Source organism: Salegentibacter profundi (assembly GCF_054121475.1).
Genome location: NZ_JBSYGG010000004.1, coordinates 77444 through 96074, shown reverse-complemented (window position 1 = coordinate 96074; position 18631 = coordinate 77444). Strand labels below are relative to the sequence as shown.

At 43.3% G+C, this 18631-nt stretch carries 16 protein-coding genes; 9 read left to right on the top strand and 7 right to left on the bottom strand.

Annotated features, from left to right (window positions below; all coding sequences use genetic code 11):
- Positions 1–4: 4 nt before the first annotated feature.
- From ACW6NC_RS07195 to ACW6NC_RS07170, 6 genes are all read left to right on the top strand, one after another.
- Complete coding sequence (locus tag ACW6NC_RS07195; protein WP_457865232.1) at positions 5–1369, top strand: pyridoxal phosphate-dependent decarboxylase family protein; 1365 nt, start codon at positions 5–7, stop codon at positions 1367–1369.
- Positions 1370–1522: 153 nt separating this feature from the next.
- A complete protein-coding gene (locus tag ACW6NC_RS07190; RefSeq protein WP_457864779.1) occupies positions 1523–1975 on the top strand; it encodes a YybH family protein in 453 nt (150 codons plus the stop codon).
- Between the two features lie 339 nt (positions 1976–2314).
- Entirely contained in the window at positions 2315–3847 is a 1533-nt protein-coding gene (guaA, locus tag ACW6NC_RS07185) for a glutamine-hydrolyzing GMP synthase (RefSeq protein ID WP_457864777.1), read from the top strand.
- Positions 3848–3874: 27 nt separating this feature from the next.
- Positions 3875–5848: a LysM peptidoglycan-binding domain-containing protein gene (locus ACW6NC_RS07180; protein WP_457864775.1), complete on the top strand. Its 1974-nt coding sequence runs from the start codon at positions 3875–3877 to the stop codon at positions 5846–5848.
- Positions 5848–6249, top strand: coding sequence for an OsmC family protein (locus ACW6NC_RS07175; RefSeq protein WP_457864773.1), 402 nt, complete (start codon positions 5848–5850; stop codon positions 6247–6249). The genes ACW6NC_RS07180 and ACW6NC_RS07175 overlap by 1 nt, the downstream gene beginning before the upstream one ends.
- A gap of 62 nt (positions 6250–6311) precedes the next feature.
- Positions 6312–6791: a DUF922 domain-containing protein gene (locus ACW6NC_RS07170; protein WP_457864771.1), complete on the top strand. Its 480-nt coding sequence runs from the start codon at positions 6312–6314 to the stop codon at positions 6789–6791.
- On the opposite strand, the gene ACW6NC_RS07165 is transcribed toward ACW6NC_RS07170, so the two are convergent.
- From ACW6NC_RS07165 to ACW6NC_RS07150, 4 genes are all read right to left on the bottom strand, one after another.
- Complete coding sequence (locus ACW6NC_RS07165) at positions 6788–7732, bottom strand: NAD(P)H-dependent flavin oxidoreductase (RefSeq protein WP_457864769.1); 945 nt, start codon at positions 7730–7732, stop codon at positions 6788–6790. The genes ACW6NC_RS07170 and ACW6NC_RS07165 overlap by 4 nt on opposite strands.
- A 19-nt stretch (positions 7733–7751) precedes the next feature.
- Positions 7752–8993 (bottom strand): tRNA 2-thiouridine(34) synthase MnmA, encoded by a 1242-nt coding sequence (gene mnmA, locus ACW6NC_RS07160; protein WP_457864767.1) that lies wholly within the window; start codon positions 8991–8993, stop codon positions 7752–7754.
- A 108-nt stretch (positions 8994–9101) separates the two neighbouring features.
- Positions 9102–9500 carry a lipocalin family protein gene (locus ACW6NC_RS07155; protein ID WP_457864765.1) on the bottom strand — a complete coding sequence of 133 codons (399 nt, stop codon included), beginning with the start codon at positions 9498–9500 and terminating at the stop codon, positions 9102–9104.
- A 42-nt stretch (positions 9501–9542) separates the two neighbouring features.
- Positions 9543–10208 carry a toxin-antitoxin system YwqK family antitoxin gene (locus ACW6NC_RS07150; RefSeq protein WP_457864763.1) on the bottom strand — a complete coding sequence of 222 codons (666 nt, stop codon included), beginning with the start codon at positions 10206–10208 and terminating at the stop codon, positions 9543–9545.
- Between the two features lie 77 nt (positions 10209–10285).
- Here ACW6NC_RS07150 and ACW6NC_RS07145 point away from each other — a divergent pair, with 77 nt between their 5' ends.
- Positions 10286–11251 carry a fasciclin domain-containing protein gene (locus ACW6NC_RS07145; RefSeq protein WP_457864761.1) on the top strand — a complete coding sequence of 322 codons (966 nt, stop codon included), beginning with the start codon at positions 10286–10288 and terminating at the stop codon, positions 11249–11251.
- Positions 11252–11331: 80 nt separating this feature from the next.
- Here the strand turns inward: ACW6NC_RS07145 and yidC are convergent, their stop codons facing one another.
- From yidC to ACW6NC_RS07130, 3 genes are all read right to left on the bottom strand, one after another.
- Positions 11332–13197: a membrane protein insertase YidC gene (gene yidC, locus ACW6NC_RS07140; RefSeq protein ID WP_457864759.1), complete on the bottom strand. Its 1866-nt coding sequence runs from the start codon at positions 13195–13197 to the stop codon at positions 11332–11334.
- Between the two features lie 45 nt (positions 13198–13242).
- Positions 13243–14886, bottom strand: a complete 1644-nt coding sequence (locus tag ACW6NC_RS07135; RefSeq protein ID WP_457864757.1) for a CTP synthase — start codon at positions 14884–14886, stop codon at positions 13243–13245.
- 108 nt (positions 14887–14994) lie between these two features.
- The gene (locus tag ACW6NC_RS07130; RefSeq protein WP_457864755.1) at positions 14995–15207 is read right to left on the bottom strand and encodes a DUF3820 family protein; all 213 of its coding nucleotides are present in this window, start codon (positions 15205–15207) and stop codon (positions 14995–14997) included.
- A 181-nt stretch (positions 15208–15388) separates the two neighbouring features.
- Between ACW6NC_RS07130 and ACW6NC_RS07125 the strand changes: the two genes are divergently transcribed.
- Both ACW6NC_RS07125 and ACW6NC_RS07120 read left to right on the top strand, forming a co-directional pair.
- Positions 15389–16945 carry an NAD(P)/FAD-dependent oxidoreductase gene (locus ACW6NC_RS07125; RefSeq protein ID WP_457864753.1) on the top strand — a complete coding sequence of 519 codons (1557 nt, stop codon included), beginning with the start codon at positions 15389–15391 and terminating at the stop codon, positions 16943–16945.
- Between the two features lie 121 nt (positions 16946–17066).
- Positions 17067–18602 carry a GH3 family domain-containing protein gene (locus ACW6NC_RS07120; protein WP_457864751.1) on the top strand — a complete coding sequence of 512 codons (1536 nt, stop codon included), beginning with the start codon at positions 17067–17069 and terminating at the stop codon, positions 18600–18602.
- Positions 18603–18631 lie beyond the last annotated feature (29 nt).

Genomic DNA, 18631 nt, shown 5'->3' with positions numbered 1-18631 from the left:
CAGAATGCATACCATAGATATGGATCTGGTAGAGATGACCCTGGATGTCATGAAATATACCATAGATCGTATCTCTAACGTGACCCCTGAAATGGGGGCCCCTAAAAAAGAAGAAGATTTATTCCGGATTGTTGGGCAAACCATCACTCCAGAAGGGATTGGTGGGGAAACCGCTTTCCAGCTATTCAGGGATGTGCTGGTCAAAGCCACTGTCCCTATTGATCACCCGAGACACCTGGCTTTCGTGCCGGCGGCACCTACAAGAGCGGCCATCATGTTCGATTTAGTGACATCCGCCTCTAGTATTCACGGGGCTTACTGGATGGAAGGTGCAGGAGGAATTTTCTGTGAGAACCAGGCCATGAAATGGTTGGTCTCGCTCACTGGCCTTCCCGATGAATCCTTTGGCGTCTTCACCAGTGGGGGTACTGCTGCAAACTTATCGGCTCTGGTCACAGCCCGGGAAGAATGGCGCAGCAGGGATTCAGAAAATGAAGGACTTAAGGCCCTGCTTATCACCTCAAGTGGTGCCCATAGTTCCATTAAGGCTATGGCAAAGGTAATGGATGCTGAGGTGATATTAGCCGATTGTGAGGATGAGCATCTTACCGGGCCTGAACTTCAGGAGGCCGTGGATGCTCTTAGTAAGGAAGATCGCAAACGCCTCTTTGCAGTGGTGGCGACCGGAGGTACGACCAATGCCGGTATTATAGATGATCTGGAAACCATTGCCCAGGTATGCGAAAAAGAAAATATATGGCTGCACGTGGACTGTGCCTATGGTGGTGGCGCATTGGCTGCTTTATCGGTAAGACATTTATTTAAAGGCATTGAACGAGCTGACAGTATTACCATTGATCCTCATAAATGGCTTTTTTCACCCTATGATTGTGGTGCGGTGATTTATAAGGATATGGAATTGGCAAAAAATGCTCATTCCCAGAAGGGGGCCTATCTGGAAATATTTAAGGATGAGGGAGCCCAGGGCTTCAATCCTGCGGATTATCAAATCCAACTCACCAGGAGAGTAAGGGGGATGCCTCTTTGGTTCTCCCTGGCTATGCATGGGACCAATAAATATCGTAAGGCCATAGAAAGAGGTATCGAACTGGCCAAGATCGCAGAAGAGAAAGTGAAGGAAGATCAGGATTTTGAACTGGTACGGCCCTCAAGCCTTTCGGTGGTCTTATTTAAAAGGAAAGGCTGGACCCCTGAAATGTACCGGGATTGGACTTATAAGAATCACAGGGAAGGCTTTGCCCTGGTAACACCTACTACCTGGAACGGAGAAACCGTGGTGCGCTTTTGTTTCATAAATCCCGATACGACTGAAAAAGATATTGATATGATCCTGGACACCCTGAAATAGGTCAGCCCATAAATTATTCTATTGATAAACGGTTAAAAAGCTATAATACAGTTTTTTAGCCGTTTTTTTGTATATTTAGTCAGGTCCACTCAAGTGGATCTGACTGTATTTTACAGTGTCTAACGGGATGTAAAAAACCTTAAAATCACTTCTATGAAAAATTTAATTATGTTGTCCATGCTATTCCTGATTTTAGGCTTTAAAGGCCACTCACAAAGCCCAGGGGCAACTTCTTCCGAGGTCGAGGAGGTCATTGATCAAAAAACGCATATGATGGTTGAGGCCATCAATGGAGGAGACCACGAGAAATTCGCTTCTTTTTTTGCTAAAGATGCCATGATGAAACTCACAGGCACCGCGCCTTTTGAAGGTAGAAAAGCAATTGCCCAGGCACACCAGCCAATGACGGAAAACCATATGCAGCTGGAGATTGAAAGCCATGAGATTTTTCATTATGGAGACTATGCCACGGAAACGGGCAGGTATAAAATTTTCACTCCTCAGGGGCAGGAAGCGGACCATGGACACTTTATGACCTTGTGGAAGAATACCGATGGGACCTGGCAGATTTACCGGGATATTATAAGCAGTAGTTCGGGAGACTAAACCCAATTATCTGAGTTGATCATCCAAGCGTAAGCTTTTCTTGTCTTTATTCAGTTTTTCCCAGGCCTGTTCCAGGTTTGGGTTCATTCGGCAAAAACTACCTTCCCATATAATAAGATCTGAGGTGTAATTTTCGCTTTAGCAGGTTGTTTCTGATATGACTCCAGTGGGAGTAGCCCGGCTCCATAGGACCTACTGAAAACCGAGAGGCTATTACTATGGCCAAAGCAAAATTACTGTGTATCTATCTTTTATTTAGCTGAAAAAGATGTTTTGAATAAAGATAGAAAATAAAGTCGCTGGTTATTTTATTTTTGCCTCAAATTATTACTTTTGCCTATGCAACAAAACGTACTTATTTTAGACTTCGGTTCGCAGTATACGCAGCTTATTGCAAGGCGCGTTAGAGAACTAAATATTTACTGCGAAATTCATCCTTACAACAAAATCCCAAAAGATTTATCAGAATTTAAAGCGGTTATCCTTTCTGGCAGCCCTTTCTCTGTAAGAGCAGAAAATGCCCCGCATCCGGATCTCTCCCAAATTCGCGGAAAGAAACCAATGCTGGCCGTGTGTTATGGAGCCCAGTATCTGGCCCAGTTTAATGGCGGAAAAGTGGAACCTTCCGAGACCCGGGAATATGGCCGTGCTAATCTTTCTGTGATTAAAGATGCTGAACCCTTGTTTGAGGATATCATGGAAAATTCACAAGTATGGATGAGCCATAGTGATACCATTAAAGCGTTACCCCAAAACAGCATTCGCCTGGCCAGTACTACTGATGTACTGAATGCCGCGTACCGTATTGAAGGTGAGGAAACTTTCGCGATCCAGTTTCATCCGGAGGTATACCACTCTACCGATGGCAAACAACTCCTGGAGAATTTTCTTGTGAGAATCGCTGGAGTAGCCCAGACATGGACTCCTGGAAAATTTGTGGATCTGACGGTTTCTGAATTAAAAGATAAAATCGGAGACGATAAAGTTGTACTTGGTCTTAGTGGGGGAGTGGACTCCAGTGTAGCTGCAGTGCTTTTGCATAAAGCCATAGGAAAAAACCTTTATTGCATCTTCGTCAATAATGGTCTGCTTCGCAAGAATGAATTTGAAAGCGTACTCCACCAATATAAGGATATGGGGCTCAATGTAAAAGGAGTTGATGCTTCGGCACGATTTCTGAAGGCTCTGGAAGGGATTAGTGACCCTGAAGCCAAACGAAAGGCCATTGGGAATACTTTTATCGAAGTATTTGATGATGAAGCCCATGAAATAAAGGATGTGACCTACCTGGCACAAGGTACTATTTACCCCGATGTCATTGAATCGATTTCGGTAAGCGGAGGTCCGTCTGCAACTATAAAGTCTCATCACAATGTGGGAGGTCTGCCGGATTTTATGAAACTCAAGATCGTGGAGCCTCTTAAAATGCTTTTTAAAGATGAGGTAAGGCGAGTGGGAGCAGAGCTTGGAATCGATAAGGAATTACTTGGTAGACATCCCTTTCCCGGTCCAGGCCTGGCCATAAGGATTCTTGGAGATATTACTGCAGAAAAGGTACGTATCTTGCAGGAGGTAGACCATATTTTCATTCAGGGATTAAGAGACTGGATGCTTTATGATAAAGTGTGGCAAGCAGGTGCGATGTTGTTGCCTGTGAGTTCGGTAGGAGTTATGGGCGATGAACGAACCTATGAGAAAGTGGTTGCCCTTAGAGCGGTGGAATCTACCGATGGCATGACTGCCGATTGGGTCAATCTTCCTTATGAGTTTTTACAAAAAACGTCTAATTCTATAATAAATCGGGTTAAAGGCGTTAATAGAGTAGTGTATGATATAAGTTCTAAACCTCCAGCGACTATTGAATGGGAATAGACTTTGATTCAGATTAAAATAATGGATATGAAATACCTTTTTGTTTTGTTCTTTGCTTTTCAGTTGTGTACTTCTTCTGTTTATAGTCAGGAGTATAAATATCACTCTGTAAAGCCCGGGGAGACAGTTTATAGCATAGCGAAATCCTATAATATTAGTGAGGAAGCCATATATAAATACAATCCGGATGCCAGGAACGGAATAGGGGTTTCATCCAAGCTGGTCATACCAATAAGCGAGACTAAGACTTCTCCAGAGGCCTCAGAGGATGTGGAATTTAAAACCCATAAGGTAGCAAGAAAGGAAACCCTTTATAGCCTGTCTAAAAAATATGAGGTAACTATAGACCAGATCAAGCGCTATAATCCCCATTTATATTCCTCGGAATTACGTTCGGGGGAGGAGATACAAATTCCGGTGGCAGGAAAAAAACAAATTTCCCAGGCGGTTTCTCAAAGCAGGACCCGTTCAGAAATTCAAAACCAGGTTACCAAAACGCGTGAACATGTGGTCCTCCCAAAGGAAACCAAGTATGGCATTGCTCGTAAATACGGCCTTACGGTTAAAGAACTTGAAGCCCTAAACCCCAAAGTCGAGGTATTGCAACCGGGAATTATGCTACGAGTGGGAACCAAGGTGCTGGATCAACCAGTGATCCTTACCGACGATAATTTTGAATTTTACGAAGTTCAGCCTAAAGAAACCCTTTATAGCCTTTCTAAGCGATTTGAGGTGGAACAGGATTCCCTGATCGCTTTGAATCCCGCCTTGGAGGACGGACTTAAAACAGGGATGGTTTTAAAAGTGCCCAATAAAGGCCAGGGTTTTGGAAATCTTGCCGCATCTGAAACCGAATCCTTAAATGATCCGGATCGCCTTGAAGAAGAGGATCTGGCCTCTGAAAAACTTGACCTGGAAGAGGAGATTCGTAACTATAAGACCAAAGAAATTTCCCTGATGTTGCCGTTTAATCTGCAAAAGATAGAGTCAGATTCTATCCATGATTTTAAAAGGGCTATTGAGAACGAAAGAATTCTTCGGCTTTCCCTGGATTTTTATGGTGGCGCTTTAATGGCTGTGGAAGAGGCAAAGGAACTCGGAATCTCCTCCAGGCTGCGCACCTATGATACCCGTCAGAATGCTGGAGAAGTAGTCAGTATTATAAATACCAATAACTTTGATAATGTTGATGCAGTTATCGGACCCTTATTGCAAAGTACTACTGAGGCTGCAGCTGCCAGATTGGAATCCAGAGGGATACCGGTGATAAATCCATTATCCAACCGGGCCATGAGACCATTTGATAACCTGTTTCAAAGCAGGCCTACCGATGATATGCTTCGCGATGCCATGCTGGAATATCTAAAAGAGAATGCCGAAAACCGAAATATTGTAATCATCGCTGATGGACAGGCCTATCAGATTAAAGAACGATTGAGAAGTATTTTTCCCACAGCGCGGGTCATAACGCCTTCAAATGGAAATATAACTGCTGAGAACCTGGATGAATCTCTGGTAAAAGGTCGGGAGAATTGGGTGATTCTTGAATCTGCCAGTGTAGGCGTTGTAAGCAGTGCCACTTCAGCTTTAAATCGCCTGGCCAGAGACAGGGAAATAACCTTGTTAACCACAGATAAGAATAGTACCTACGATAATTTCAATGTTTCCAACAACCACCTGGCGCGATTGAAATTTCATTATCCTTCGGTAGACAGAGAATACAACAGGGAGGTCTCCAAGGAATTTATTGAAGAATATACCGAGAAATATGGGGTAGAACCAAACCAATATGCTGTCAGAGGCTATGACCTTACCCTGGATATTCTACTTAGACTGGCATCGGCTGAAAATTTGTATGCCTCTTTCGTAGATCACCAGGGCTATACCGAATACAATGAAAATAAGTTCTATTATACCAAAGGTGCTAGAGGAGGATATCACAATCAGGCTGTTTATATTATGAGGTTAAATGAAGACCTAACCCTAAGTACAGTAGAATAATGACTTCAAAAGTAGTTTATAAGGGCAAGCTTAGAACTCAGGCGGAACATTTACAAAGCGGGTCCAGGATCATTACTGATGCTCCGGTGGATAATCATGGGAAAGGAGAAGCCTTTTCTCCTACCGATACCGTAGCTACTGCCCTTGCCACCTGTATGATCACTGTGATGGGTATTAAGGCTGAAGCCATGGAGATCGATCTTGAAGGAACCAGGGCAGAGGTCACAAAGACCATGGCTGAAAACCCAAGACGCATCGCTAAGATAGCGGTGGATCTTTATTTTCCAGCAATTTATACTGAAAAACAAACTAAGATACTGGAACATACTGCCAGAACTTGTCCGGTTTTACAAAGTCTCCACCCGGAAATTGAAAAGATCATTTCGTTTTATCATCCCTAGTTATGAGGGCCATATGCTTCCTTTTTTTTATGCTGATCTTTGTTAATTCATCTTCACAAGAGATGGAAAAGATTCAATGGGAAGAAGGGCGAAAACTTGTCTGGACGGATTTTAAAGGTATTCCAGAGCAAGCTCTGGCCTACCAGGCCAATACCAATTCCGGAATTTCTTTTTCCTGGAGTTATAGCACCAATCAGGGGCAGCCCGTTTTGGAATATGAGGTGGTTACTAATTTTTTTCCTGGGCTTTCCTGGGTAAAAGCTAATGAAAAGAAGGAAGATCTTCTGGGGCATGAGCAGCTTCATTTTGACATATCGGAGCTCCACGCCCGCAAACTACGCAAAGCCATAGAGGAGTATGCAATTGGGAGAAATATCAGACGGGATTTGAATCGGCTATATGAAAGAATCGAAAAAGACCGGCAAAGGATGCAGGAGCTCTTTGATACCCAAACCAACCACAGCACCAATAAAAAGGCGGAAGCCCATTGGAGAATTTTGGTAAAAGAAGAATTGAATAAACTAAAAGCTTACCGGGATTAAAGCTGTGCAACCTGCGCTTTGGCTGATTCAAATTCTTCAATCATGGTCCTTACAATCTCCGCCGCAGGTTGTATCTCATGTATAAGTCCAGCTACCTGGCCTATTTCCAATTCCCCTTCTTCCAGGTCACCTTCAAACATTCCTTTTTTTGCCCTGGCTCTGCCCAGCAAGCTGATTAGATCTTCTTTGCTGGGGGAACTTCGGTACATTCGTTCGATGTCCTGATAGAATTTGTTCTTCAGCAGTCTTACAGGTGCAAGTTCCTTGAGGGTTAAAATGGTATCGCCTTCACCAGCTTTTACCACCATGTCCTTAAAGTTGGGATGGGAAGAAGCTTCATGGGAGGCCACAAAACGACTTCCAACCTGCACGGCGTCAGCACCAAGAACCATGGCTGCCAACATTCCCCTTCCCGTACCGATACCACCCGCGGCGATAATGGGGATCTTTAATTTTTCCTTTACCATGGGGATCAGTGTAAAGGTAGTAGTCTCATCCCGACCGTTATGCCCTCCAGCTTCAAAACCTTCGGCAACTACAGCGTCCACACCAGCCTCTTCCGATTTCAGGGCGAATTTAACGCTACTCACCACATGAACCACCTTAATGTTATTTTCCTGTAAATGTTTAGTCCAAACTTTCGGGTTACCGGCAGAAGTAAAGACAATTTCTACACCTCCTTCAACGATAATCTCCATGAGTTTTTCGATGTCGGGATAGAGCATAGGGACATTGACTGCAAAAGGTTTATCGGTGGCTTTTTTACATTTCTCAATGTGTTCCCTTAACACTTCGGGATACATGGATCCCGAGCCAATGATACCAAGACCTCCTGCATTGCTTACAGCGCTGGCAAGACGCCAGCCGCTAGCCCAAATCATTCCCGCCTGAATAAGCGGGTATTTAATATTGAAAAGCGAGGTAATTTTGTTTTCAGGCATTGCTTAATTTTCCCCGAATTTAAGAAATAACCCCGGAACCTAATAATTCATCCTCATTATACCAGGCCACAAATTGACCTTCCGTAATGGAAGCCTGGGGCTCCTGGAAAACTACATACATTCCGTTTTCGGTCTGATAAAGCCTTGCTTGCTGCAGGGGCTGACGGTAACGTATTCTTGCCATGACCTGCAGGCTTTGATCGGGATTTAGAGTAAGATCCTTCCGCACCCAATGAATCTCATCATTGTTTATAAATAAGGCTTTCCTGTATATCCCGGGATGATTTTTGCCCTGCCCGGTATAGATCACGTTGTTGTCAACATCAGTGTCTATCACAAAGAGAGGTTCCGGAGTCCCGCCTACGGCAAGACCTTTTCGCTGACCTTTGGTGAAATAGTGAGCACCCTGGTGTTTACCAACGACCTTTCCATCACTGGAGGTATATTCATACTTTCGGGAAAGGAAATCTAACTCTTCCTGTTTGTTGGAAAATTCCGGAGTGTCAATGTTATATAACTCCTTATCCGCCTCTATTTCCACGATTACCCCCTCTTTGGGCTGAAGCTTCTGTTGTAAGAATTCCGGAAGGCGAACTTTTCCTATAAAACACAGACCCTGCGAATCCTTTTTATTGGCGGTTATCAGGTCCTGATCTGCAGCAATCTTTCGCACTTCAGATTTCTGTAACTCCCCGATCGGGAAAAGCGTTTTGGAAAGTTGCTCCTGGGTAAGCTGGCAAAGAAAATAAGACTGGTCTTTATTAGCGTCCCTACCTGAGAGTAATTGATAGATGGTATTCCCCTCTTTTTTTATTTCTCCTTTACGACAGTAATGTCCGGTAGCCACATAATCGGCACCCAGGGAGAGGGCAATTTTCATAAAGACGTCAAACTTAATCTCTCGGTTACAAAGTACATCGGGATTGGGAGTACGTCCTTTTTCGTATTCGTTAAACATATAATCAACGATACGCTCTTTATACTCCTGGCTAAGATCAACTGTTTGGAAAGGGAGCCCCAGTTTCTCAGCGACCATCATCGCATCGTTGCTGTCGTCCAGCCAGGGGCACTCATCGGAAATGGTGACCGTATCATCGTGCCAGTTCTTCATAAAAAGCCCGATTACCTCATAGCCCTGCTGTTGCAAAAGGTATGCGGCAACACTGGAATCCACTCCTCCGGATAATCCGACTACAACTTTCTTTTTCATTAAACTCGTTTTGGTTTCTTTCCGAAGAAAAAGTCGGAAAGCAGGCTGCAAAATTACGAAATATTAGCTATAAAGAATAGGGTAAGAATAAAGCTTTCCAATTGTATGATCAAAAAAAAAGGGTGGTCTGTACCACCCTTTAAGATCAATATTGCAGAATTATTTTTCAAAGGTAAGGCTCACTCCCGGCATGGAAGGTACAGAGAATTTGAACTGGGTACTTCCTATAAATTCCACATCTCCTGTTTGTCTTCCAAAGAATGGTAACTCGAAAGTGTACTGGCCGTCGGAATTTCTTTCCCATCCTGCCGTATCAGCCTCCATGACACATTCCCCATCTACATTCTCGTAGAATTCAGAGTCTGCTGTTTGGTCTGCATGGAAAGTGATATTGGAATTAAGATTACATTCACTTAATTCATCGTCGCTAAAAGAGTTCTCCAATTCTATCACATACCAGGTGCCCAGGATCGGGTCCTCTCCATTGTTGTTGTCATCATCACTGCTACAGGCAGTTATCAGGATAAAAACACTTAATAAAGCAATTAATTTTTTCATAACATTTTGAGTTTAGTTGTATAAATATAGGATTTTTTGAGATCAATGGGTTTTTTCGTCTTCGAAATTTCCCTCTTTAAAATAGCGCCAATTCCCCGTTTTTTGATCTTTCTTGTATTGGCCTTTAATAAGGGTGTCCCCGGTTGCATTGTAGTAGATTGCCTTACCGTGGAGCTCGCCATTTTCATAATTTAAATGCTGAAGGGGCTGTCCATTTTTGCCATAGATCAAACTTTCACCATGCTTTTTCCCGTTTTTATATTCGGTCTTTTCGGCGATGACCCCATTAGGGAAATACGTAATCTGGAGACCATTCAACCGGCCTTCAGCATAGGTTTCCACCATCATGGTATCCTCTGATCTATTGTGGAAATACACCCAGGTTCCCGCTCTTTTCCTGTTAATTAGGCGGCCCTTGCTTATCGGTTTTCCCTCCTGGGTATAATAGGTAGCTTGAGCTGTGGAGCCATTTTGGAATTCCATAATTGCCGTGGGATGGTTCTGAATTCCTTTTTTGTAGAACTTAAATTTTCCGGTTTCTTTTCCGTGCTCAAAAGTTCCCTTAAATTTTAGCTGATCAGTCCCTTCAAAATTGACCTTCCAGAGGCCGTGGCGTCGACCCTGTTGATCGGTCTGATTTATCTTCTCCTGGGCATAGCCCTGAAGGAAAATCACTAATAATAAATACTTTAACTTGTGTTTAAACATAATTAACAAATATTAAACAAGACAATGTTCTGTTCTGCCGTACTTTTACCTTATAAATTAAACTTAAACATAAAAAGATGACTTTTATTTCAAAAATTTCAAAATTTGCTCTTATCGCCTTTTTGGTGACGGGGTTTGTATCGTGCAGTGATGATGATGAGGCAGGAGATATTATCGCCCCCTCCAACAGTATTGCCGATTTTGTAGCGGGTAACGATAGTTATTCCTCTCTTGCTGCTGCCTTGGATGTTGCAGGTCTGACCGCAACCCTGAGCGGGTCTGACAATTACACGGTTTTTGCACCTAATAATGCTGCCTTTAATGCTTTTTTATCAGCCAATGGTTTTGAAAGTCTGGATGAGGTACCCGAGGACCTGTTAAGAGAGGTCCTTCTAAACCATGTACAGGCTGGAGTAATAACCTCCTCTGATCTTTCTACTGGTTATATAAGCAGTATGGCCACCGGGATGGCTTCGGAAGAAGCCCTGAGTATGTACATCAATACCGAGGATGGGGTAGTGATCAACGGAATGGCTGAGGTGACCAATGCCGATATTGAAGTAGATAATGGTGTTATTCATGCTGTCAATGCCGTGATTGGTTTGCCCGATGTGGTCGATTTCGCAACAGCCGATCCTAAGTTTGAAATTCTTGTTCAGGCTCTTACCCGGGAGGAAGAATTCACTTTTGTCGAGACTTTGAATATGACCGAGGCCCCGGCACCCTTCACCGTTTTTGCCCCTACCAATGATGCCTTTGTGGCCCTGTTGGATGAATTGGAAATGGATAGTTTAGAAGATATACCAACGGAAACCTTATCCGCGGTATTGACCTATCATGTGGTGACAGAAAGCAATGTGCGCTCTGGAGATCTTACTGACGGGATGGTGGTAGAGACCTTAAACGGGGAATCCTTTACAGTGAACCTTGGGGATGCCGTTACCCTTACCGACGCCAGGGATAGGATTTCCACTGTAGTAACTGCCGATGTCCAGGCAAATAATGGTGTTATTCATGTTCTGGATACTGTCATCCTACCATAACTGGAATTGCTATCTTTTTTTAAAATGAAAAGCCCCTGCCATTGGCAGGGGCTTGTATTTTTAAGAGGAAAAATTCTTAATTACTTTTTCCCTTTTTGTTTTTGTTGTTGTTCAGCCTGCTCCATCATCTCCTGCATTTTTCTGGTAAACCTGTTTTGCTTTTTAGGCTTCTTTTTGTTCTCCTGAATCTTGGCATGGATCTTATCTTCATCTATGATCACGTATTTGATCACCAACATAATTCCAATGGTAATTAAGTTAGAGGTGAAGTAGTATAGCGAAAGGCCACTGGCATAGTTATTAAAAAAGAACAACATCAGCAACGGAGACAGATACATAATGAACTTCATATTAGGCATTCCAGGCTGCTGGGTTTGCGCCATACTCTGACCGGTGGTCATCATCATATAGATGAAGATCGCGATGGAGGCCAGAATTGGAAATAAACTAACGTGATCCCCATAAAACGGAATGGTAAAAGGCAACTGAGCTATGGTGTCATAACTGGAAAGATCATCAGCCCAGAGGAACCCTTTATGCCTAAGTTGAAATGCGCTGGGGAAAAACTGGAACAAGGCATAGAAAACCGGGATCTGCATCAATGCTGGCAAACAACCACTCATGGGACTGGCCCCGGCCTTGCTGTACAGCTTCATGGTTTCCTGCTGCTTTTTCATCGGATTATCCTTGTACTTCTCATTAAGCTCGTTGATCTCTGGTCGTAATACCTTCATCTTTGCCTGAGATAGGTATGATTTATAAGTCACCGGAGAAAGTACTATCCTCACCACAATGGTCATTACGATAATCGCAATTCCGTAACTTGGCAATACCCCGCTTAGAAAGCTGAAAAACGGGATGAAAATATACTGGTTTATCCAGCCAAAAATTCCCCATCCCAGAGGTACGATTTCATCAAGATTGCGATCGTAGTTATTTAGGATCTTATAATCGGATGGCCCGTAATACCAGTTCATATTATAATTAAGCTCTCCCCCGTTAAGTTCAAGAGGCATACTGGCGGTAAAGGCCTTGGTAAATACGGTATCTACTTCCTCATCCTGTACCAGGTTTTCCGAGGTGAAATTCCCGCGCTTAAATGGGGTGTCGGTAAGCAGGATAGAAGTGAAGAAATGTTGTTTGAAGGCTACATAAGTGATATTTTCTTCCTGATCATCGGTGAAATCTCCCTGTCCCAGATAATCATCGTCCCCATCATCATACTCATAGATCAATTCGGTATACCGGTTTTCGTAAGATATACTCTTGGCATGTCGATAGCCTTTTAGTTTCCAGTCCAGGGCGATCTCCTGGTTAGGATTAAAGACGCGATTGAGTCCCTGGGATCTTATGCTGAAATCCAGCATATATTCCCCGGGTTTCAGTACATAACGATATTCCAGGTATTCGTCCTCTGAAACCTTAAGTTTCATAGAAAGGACTTTATTGTCTCCATTTTGGCTTACCTCAGGTTCAAAATAAAGATTCTGAGTGTCCAGCACCCTGCCATCTGTAGTGGTAAAATTAAGATTGAAGGAGGCATTACCATCTTTTATCAGGTATACCGGGATGGAATCATAGGTTTTGAAATCGAGGATTCGGGCCTGGGATATACTTCCTCCTTTGTTGTCTATCTTTAACTCCAGGACATCGTTAGCGAAGGTAGTACTTTGATCACTGGCGGAGGCTAAACCTGCCGAATATCCGAAAGCTCCCAACTGTTCCCTGGCCTGGGCCATAGCAGTAGAGTCCTGAATTTCTGCGGGTTGGGTTTGGGTCTCAGGTTTATTGGCATCGGTATTCCCGGGGATCTCAACCTGTTCGGTATTTTGTTCGGCTTCTAATTCTTCTTCGGTAGGGGTGTTGTTGTACAACATCCACAGTAAAATACCACCAATGAGTAAAAATCCGATTAAGGATTGAACGTCAAACTTTTTTTCTTCCATGTTTTTCTTTAACTGTAACTTGCCTTAGGTCAAAAAACTGACCATTTATTGATTAGGTGCCAGGCTGGCAGAATTTTTCTTTTTAGAATAGGTGTGAGCTGCTTTTATAAAATCCACAAATAAAGGGTGTGGGCTTGCCACAGTGCTCTTATATTCCGGGTGATACTGCACCCCTATAAACCAGGGGTGATCTTCTAGTTCAACCACCTCCACCAGTCCGGTGTCTGGGTTAATACCGGTACTTAGCATTCCGGCCTTTTCCAGGTGTTCTTTGTATTTATTATTATATTCGAAACGATGCCTGTGTCTTTCCTTAATGTCCGCTTTGCCATAGATTCGAAAGATCAGAGAACCATCAGTGAGATGACAATCCCATGCCCCAAGGCGCATGGTACCTCCTTTATGGGTCAGATCCTTCTGCTCTTCCATAATGTCTATGACCGGATGCTGTGTTTCAGGATCCATTTCAGTAGAATTGGCGCCTTTTAATTTTAAGACATTGCGAGCAAATTCAATGACAGCCATTTGCATACCCAGGCAGATTCCCAGAAAAGGAATTTTATTTTCCCGGGCAAAACGCACCGCGTCTATTTTACCTTCTATTCCGCGTTCTCCAAAGCCCGGCGCTACCAATACACCATCTAAATGAGCAATTTTATGATGAATGGTATTTTCATTGATAAATTCTGAATGGATACTTTCCACATTGACCTTCACTTCATTTTCTGCTCCGGCATGGATAAAAGCTTCGAGAATGGATTTATAAGAATCCTGAAGTTCTACATATTTCCCGATGAGCCCTATATTTACTTCTGCCTTTGGGTTTTTATGACGTTTAAGAAATTCATTCCAACGTTCTAATTGAGGCGTTGTATCATCGGGGAGTCCTAATTTTTTAAGGGTGACTGTATCGAGTCCCTCCTTTAACATCATATTGGGGACATCATATATGGTATCGGCATCGATGCTCTGAATAACAGCTTCCTGCCGCACATTACAGAAAATAGCCAATTTGCGACGAATGTCATCAGAGAGTTCATGTTCTGTACGACACACCAAAATATCTGCTTTTATTCCGCTTTCCATGAGCGTTTTCACGCTGTGTTGGGTGGGCTTTGTTTTAAGTTCTCCCGCTGCGGCCAGGTAAGGGACCAGGGTCAGATGAATAACCAGGGCATTTTCATCGCCAAGCTCCCATTTTAACTGTCTTACCGCTTCGATATAAGGCAAAGACTCAATATCACCAACGGTACCACCTATTTCAGTGATGACGATATCGTAATCGCCGTTATTTCCCAGTAATTGAATGCGTTCTTTAATCTCATTGGTAATATGCGGTACTACCTGTACTGTTTTTCCAAGAAATTCCCCACGGCGTTCTTTTTCGATAACACTTTGGTAAATTCTTCCTGTGGTTACATTATTGGCCTGGGAAGTATTGACATTCAAAAAACGTTCATAATGACCTAGATCGAGATCGGTTTCCGCTCCATCTTCTGTAACATAACATTCCCCATGTTCGTAGGGATTAAGAGTTCCCGGATCCACATTGATGTAGGGATCGAGTTTCTGAATAGTGGTTTTAAATCCACGCGCTTGCAGTAATTTAGCCAGTGAAGCTGCGATAATCCCTTTTCCCAATGAAGAAGAAACGCCGCCAGTGACAAAAATATACTTGGTTTCGGCCATTTTGTGAAGTGTTTGTTGCGTTGTTTTATTCAGGGCGCTAAAATACAAAGAAGAATAGAAAAAGCGTGGAATTTTAAACCTAATATTTAGGGTCTTCCAGGCGGGAATTTATCTTCCTCTGGGATAGCTTTTTCTTATTTGTCTTAGAATTCCTTCCATCCCATTTAGCTTTAATTCATAAACCTGTTGCATCTGTTCTCCTGTTTTTCCCTGTGGAAAACCTTTTTGTCTGTACCAAACCAGATAATATTCCGGAATATCACTCAGGTAAAAACCTTTGTATTTGCCGAAATGCATTTTGGCATGAGCCAGGTCAATCAATGCTTTTTGAGAGGTTTGAGGCTTCAGTCTTTTTATCTTTAACCGGGTTTAAAGGGGCTAAATTAGCTATTTCTACCATAGCCTATGCTATTTTGATCAATTTTTCCCCTTGCTTTATAGCCTTTTACGCAGACCTGTTTGGTAATGCTTTAAAGTGTAATTTTACAGGAGATTATAAAGCATGAGATATCAAATCGAACTCCAGGTAAGTCCTGAGCAGGCAGGCCAAAAAGAAGTGTTAGGGAAAGTGGTTGCTAATAAGATGGGAATCCCATTGGATAGGCTTTCCTACATTCATACCTTAAAACGTTCCATAGATGCACGCCAGAGAGCCATTAAGGTCAATTTGAAACTGGAGGTCTTTGTCGGGGAAGATTACAGGGAAGAGAAGGTAGAATTACCGGATTATCCAGATGTAAGGGATAAGGAAGAGGTAGTCATTGTTGGCGCCGGTCCTGCCGGATTATTCGCTGGTTTAAAATGTATTGAGGCCGGTCTTAAGCCTGTGATTGTCGAGCGGGGAAAAGACGTGAGAAGCAGAAGAAGGGACCTGAAAACACTCAATATTGACCATATTGTCAATGAGGATTCAAATTATTGCTTTGGAGAAGGAGGAGCAGGTACTTATAGCGACGGGAAATTATATACGCGTTCCAAAAAACGGGGGGACGTGGATCGCATCCTGAAACTGCTTGTCGCCTTCGGAGCAACTCCCGAGATTATGGTCGAGGCTCATCCGCATATCGGAACCAATAAACTTCCTGCTATAATAGCCCGGATAAGGGAAAAAATCATTTCCTGTGGCGGGGAGGTGCTTTTCAATAAAAGACTCACCGACATCCTTATTGTCAATAATGAAGTGACTGGGATTAAAACCCTTTGTGGAGAAAGCATTAAAGCAAGAAAATTGATCCTGGCAACCGGACATTCTGCCAGGGATGTTTTTGAGCTCCTTCATTCGAAAAACATCAACATAGAATTGAAACCATTTGCCCTGGGGGTAAGGGTGGAACATCCACAGGAACTAATCGATAAAATCCAGTATAAATGTGAAACCAGAGGGGAATTTTTGCCACCCTCCCCTTACAGCATCGTAAAACAGGTCAATGGCCGGGGGATGTATTCCTTTTGTATGTGCCCGGGAGGAATTATTGCACCTTGCGCGACTGCACCAGGGGAAGTGGTCACTAACGGTTGGTCACCAAGCAAGAGGGATCAGCCTACCGCCAATTCCGGAATTGTCGTTGAGTTAAGACCTTCGGACTTTCCAGGTTACTTCAGGAATCCACTGGCCGCTATGGAATTCCAGAGAAAGATTGAACAAAAAGCCTGGGTGGAAGCCGGGAAAACCCAGCGTGTTCCAGCACAAAGATTATGGGATTTTACCACGGGTAAATTATCGCAGGATTTACCGGTGACCTCTTACAGGCCGGGAGTGACTTCCGTAGCATTAGAAACCGTGTTCCCGGATTTTATCCATAAAATCCTGCAGGCAGGATTCAGGGAATTCGATAAGAGTATGAAGGGTTTTTTGACTAATGAGGCTGTGGTGCATGCCCCCGAGTCGCGTACTTCATCCCCGGTGAGGATTCCCAGGGATCCTTACACCTTCGAGCATTTACAGATAAAAGGCTTGTATCCCTGTGGTGAGGGGGCAGGTTATGCTGGGGGAATAATCTCTGCGGCCATCGATGGGGAGAAATGCGCGGAAAAATGTGCAGAAAATATAAAGGCATAGGGGGAAGTTCAATCAGCATTAAAGGTTAAATTATTGATAATTGCCACAACATTTTGAATCTTGATTTTGCTTTTTTCTATCTTGAAATTTGGAGAATTAACCAAATGTAAATTAATGCAATATGGCCATAGTAGGTTCTATAATTAAGAGTCTTATTGATCTGAGGGATAATCTAGTTCCAGAACCTGATGCTGAAAAAGCGCAAAGGGACGTGCTTCAGAAATTATTGAAAACGGCAAAGAATACAGAATTCGGGAAACATTACAATTTCCAGGCTATTTTGGATTCTGACGATATTAAAAAGACATTCGCTGAAAATGTCCCCTTTTTCGATTATCATAAACTTGAAAAAGAGTGGTGGCACAAAATACACCAGGGGTCGGAAAATATCACATGGCCTGGAAGACCTCCCTATTTTGCTTTAAGCTCAGGGACCACCGGGAAGTCCAGTAAAAGAATTCCGGTTACCACAGAGATGGTGGAATCCATCAGGAAAGCCGGGATAAAACAGGTAAGTGCCCTAAGTAATTTTGACCTGCCTCCCGATTTCTTCGAGAAGGAAATTATGATGCTGGGAAGTTCTACAGACCTTCAGAAAGAAGGAGATCACCAGGAAGGAGAAATAAGTGGTATCAGTGCCAGTAATATACCTTTCTGGTTCAGGGGGTATTATAAACCAGGAGAGGATATCGCCAGTATTGAACAGTGGGATGAACGGGTACAGCGTATTGCAGAAAATGCTAAGCACTGGGATATCGGGGCCCTCAGCGGAATTCCCTCCTGGCTGGAGCTGATGATGAAAAAGGTCATCGAATACAACAAGCTGGAAACTATCCATGATATATGGCCTAATCTCCAGGTGTATGCTTCCGGGGGAGTAGCTTTTGAGCCCTATGAGAAAAGCTTTAATGCGCTTTTAGCTCATCCCATCACAGTGATCGATACTTACCTTGCTTCAGAAGGCTTTCTGGCCATCCAGGAGCGACCTCAGACCCATGCCATGAAGCTTATTCTGGATAATGGGATCTATTTTGAATTTGTTCCTTTCAAGCCCGAATATATCAACCAGGACGGATCCCTGGTGGAGGGGGCTCCTGTGATCTCCCTGGCCGAGGTCCAGGAGGATGAGGATTATGTGCTACTGATCAGTACTGTTTCAGGTGCCTGGCGCTATCTTATCGGGGATACCATAAAATTCACAGATGTTTCCCGTCATGAGATCAGGATTACCGGTAGAACCAAATTCTTCCTCAACGTGGTAGGCTCCCAGTTATCGGTTAATAAGATGAATGACGGGGTGCAGGAACTGGAAAACAAATTCGATATTAAAATTCCCGAATTCACCCTGGCGGCCGTTCGTATTGACGGGGAATTCCATCATCACTGGTACCTGGGCACTCAATCGGATATTCCCGAAGAAAAACTTGCAGATGCCCTTGATGAATTTCTCAAAGATGCCAATAAAAATTACCGGGTAGCGCGTTCCAAGGCTCTAAAAGGAGTGAAGGTTAGCAAGGTGCATCCTGAAATGTTCCCTGAATGGAATGCAGCAAATAAGAAAAAAGGAGGCCAGGTGAAAATGGAAAAGGTTATGAATGAAGAAAAATTTGCCCAATGGGAGCGTTTTGTAAATGAAAACAATGGAAATTTTTCATAAATAAACAGCTTATAATTTAAATCCTTTTG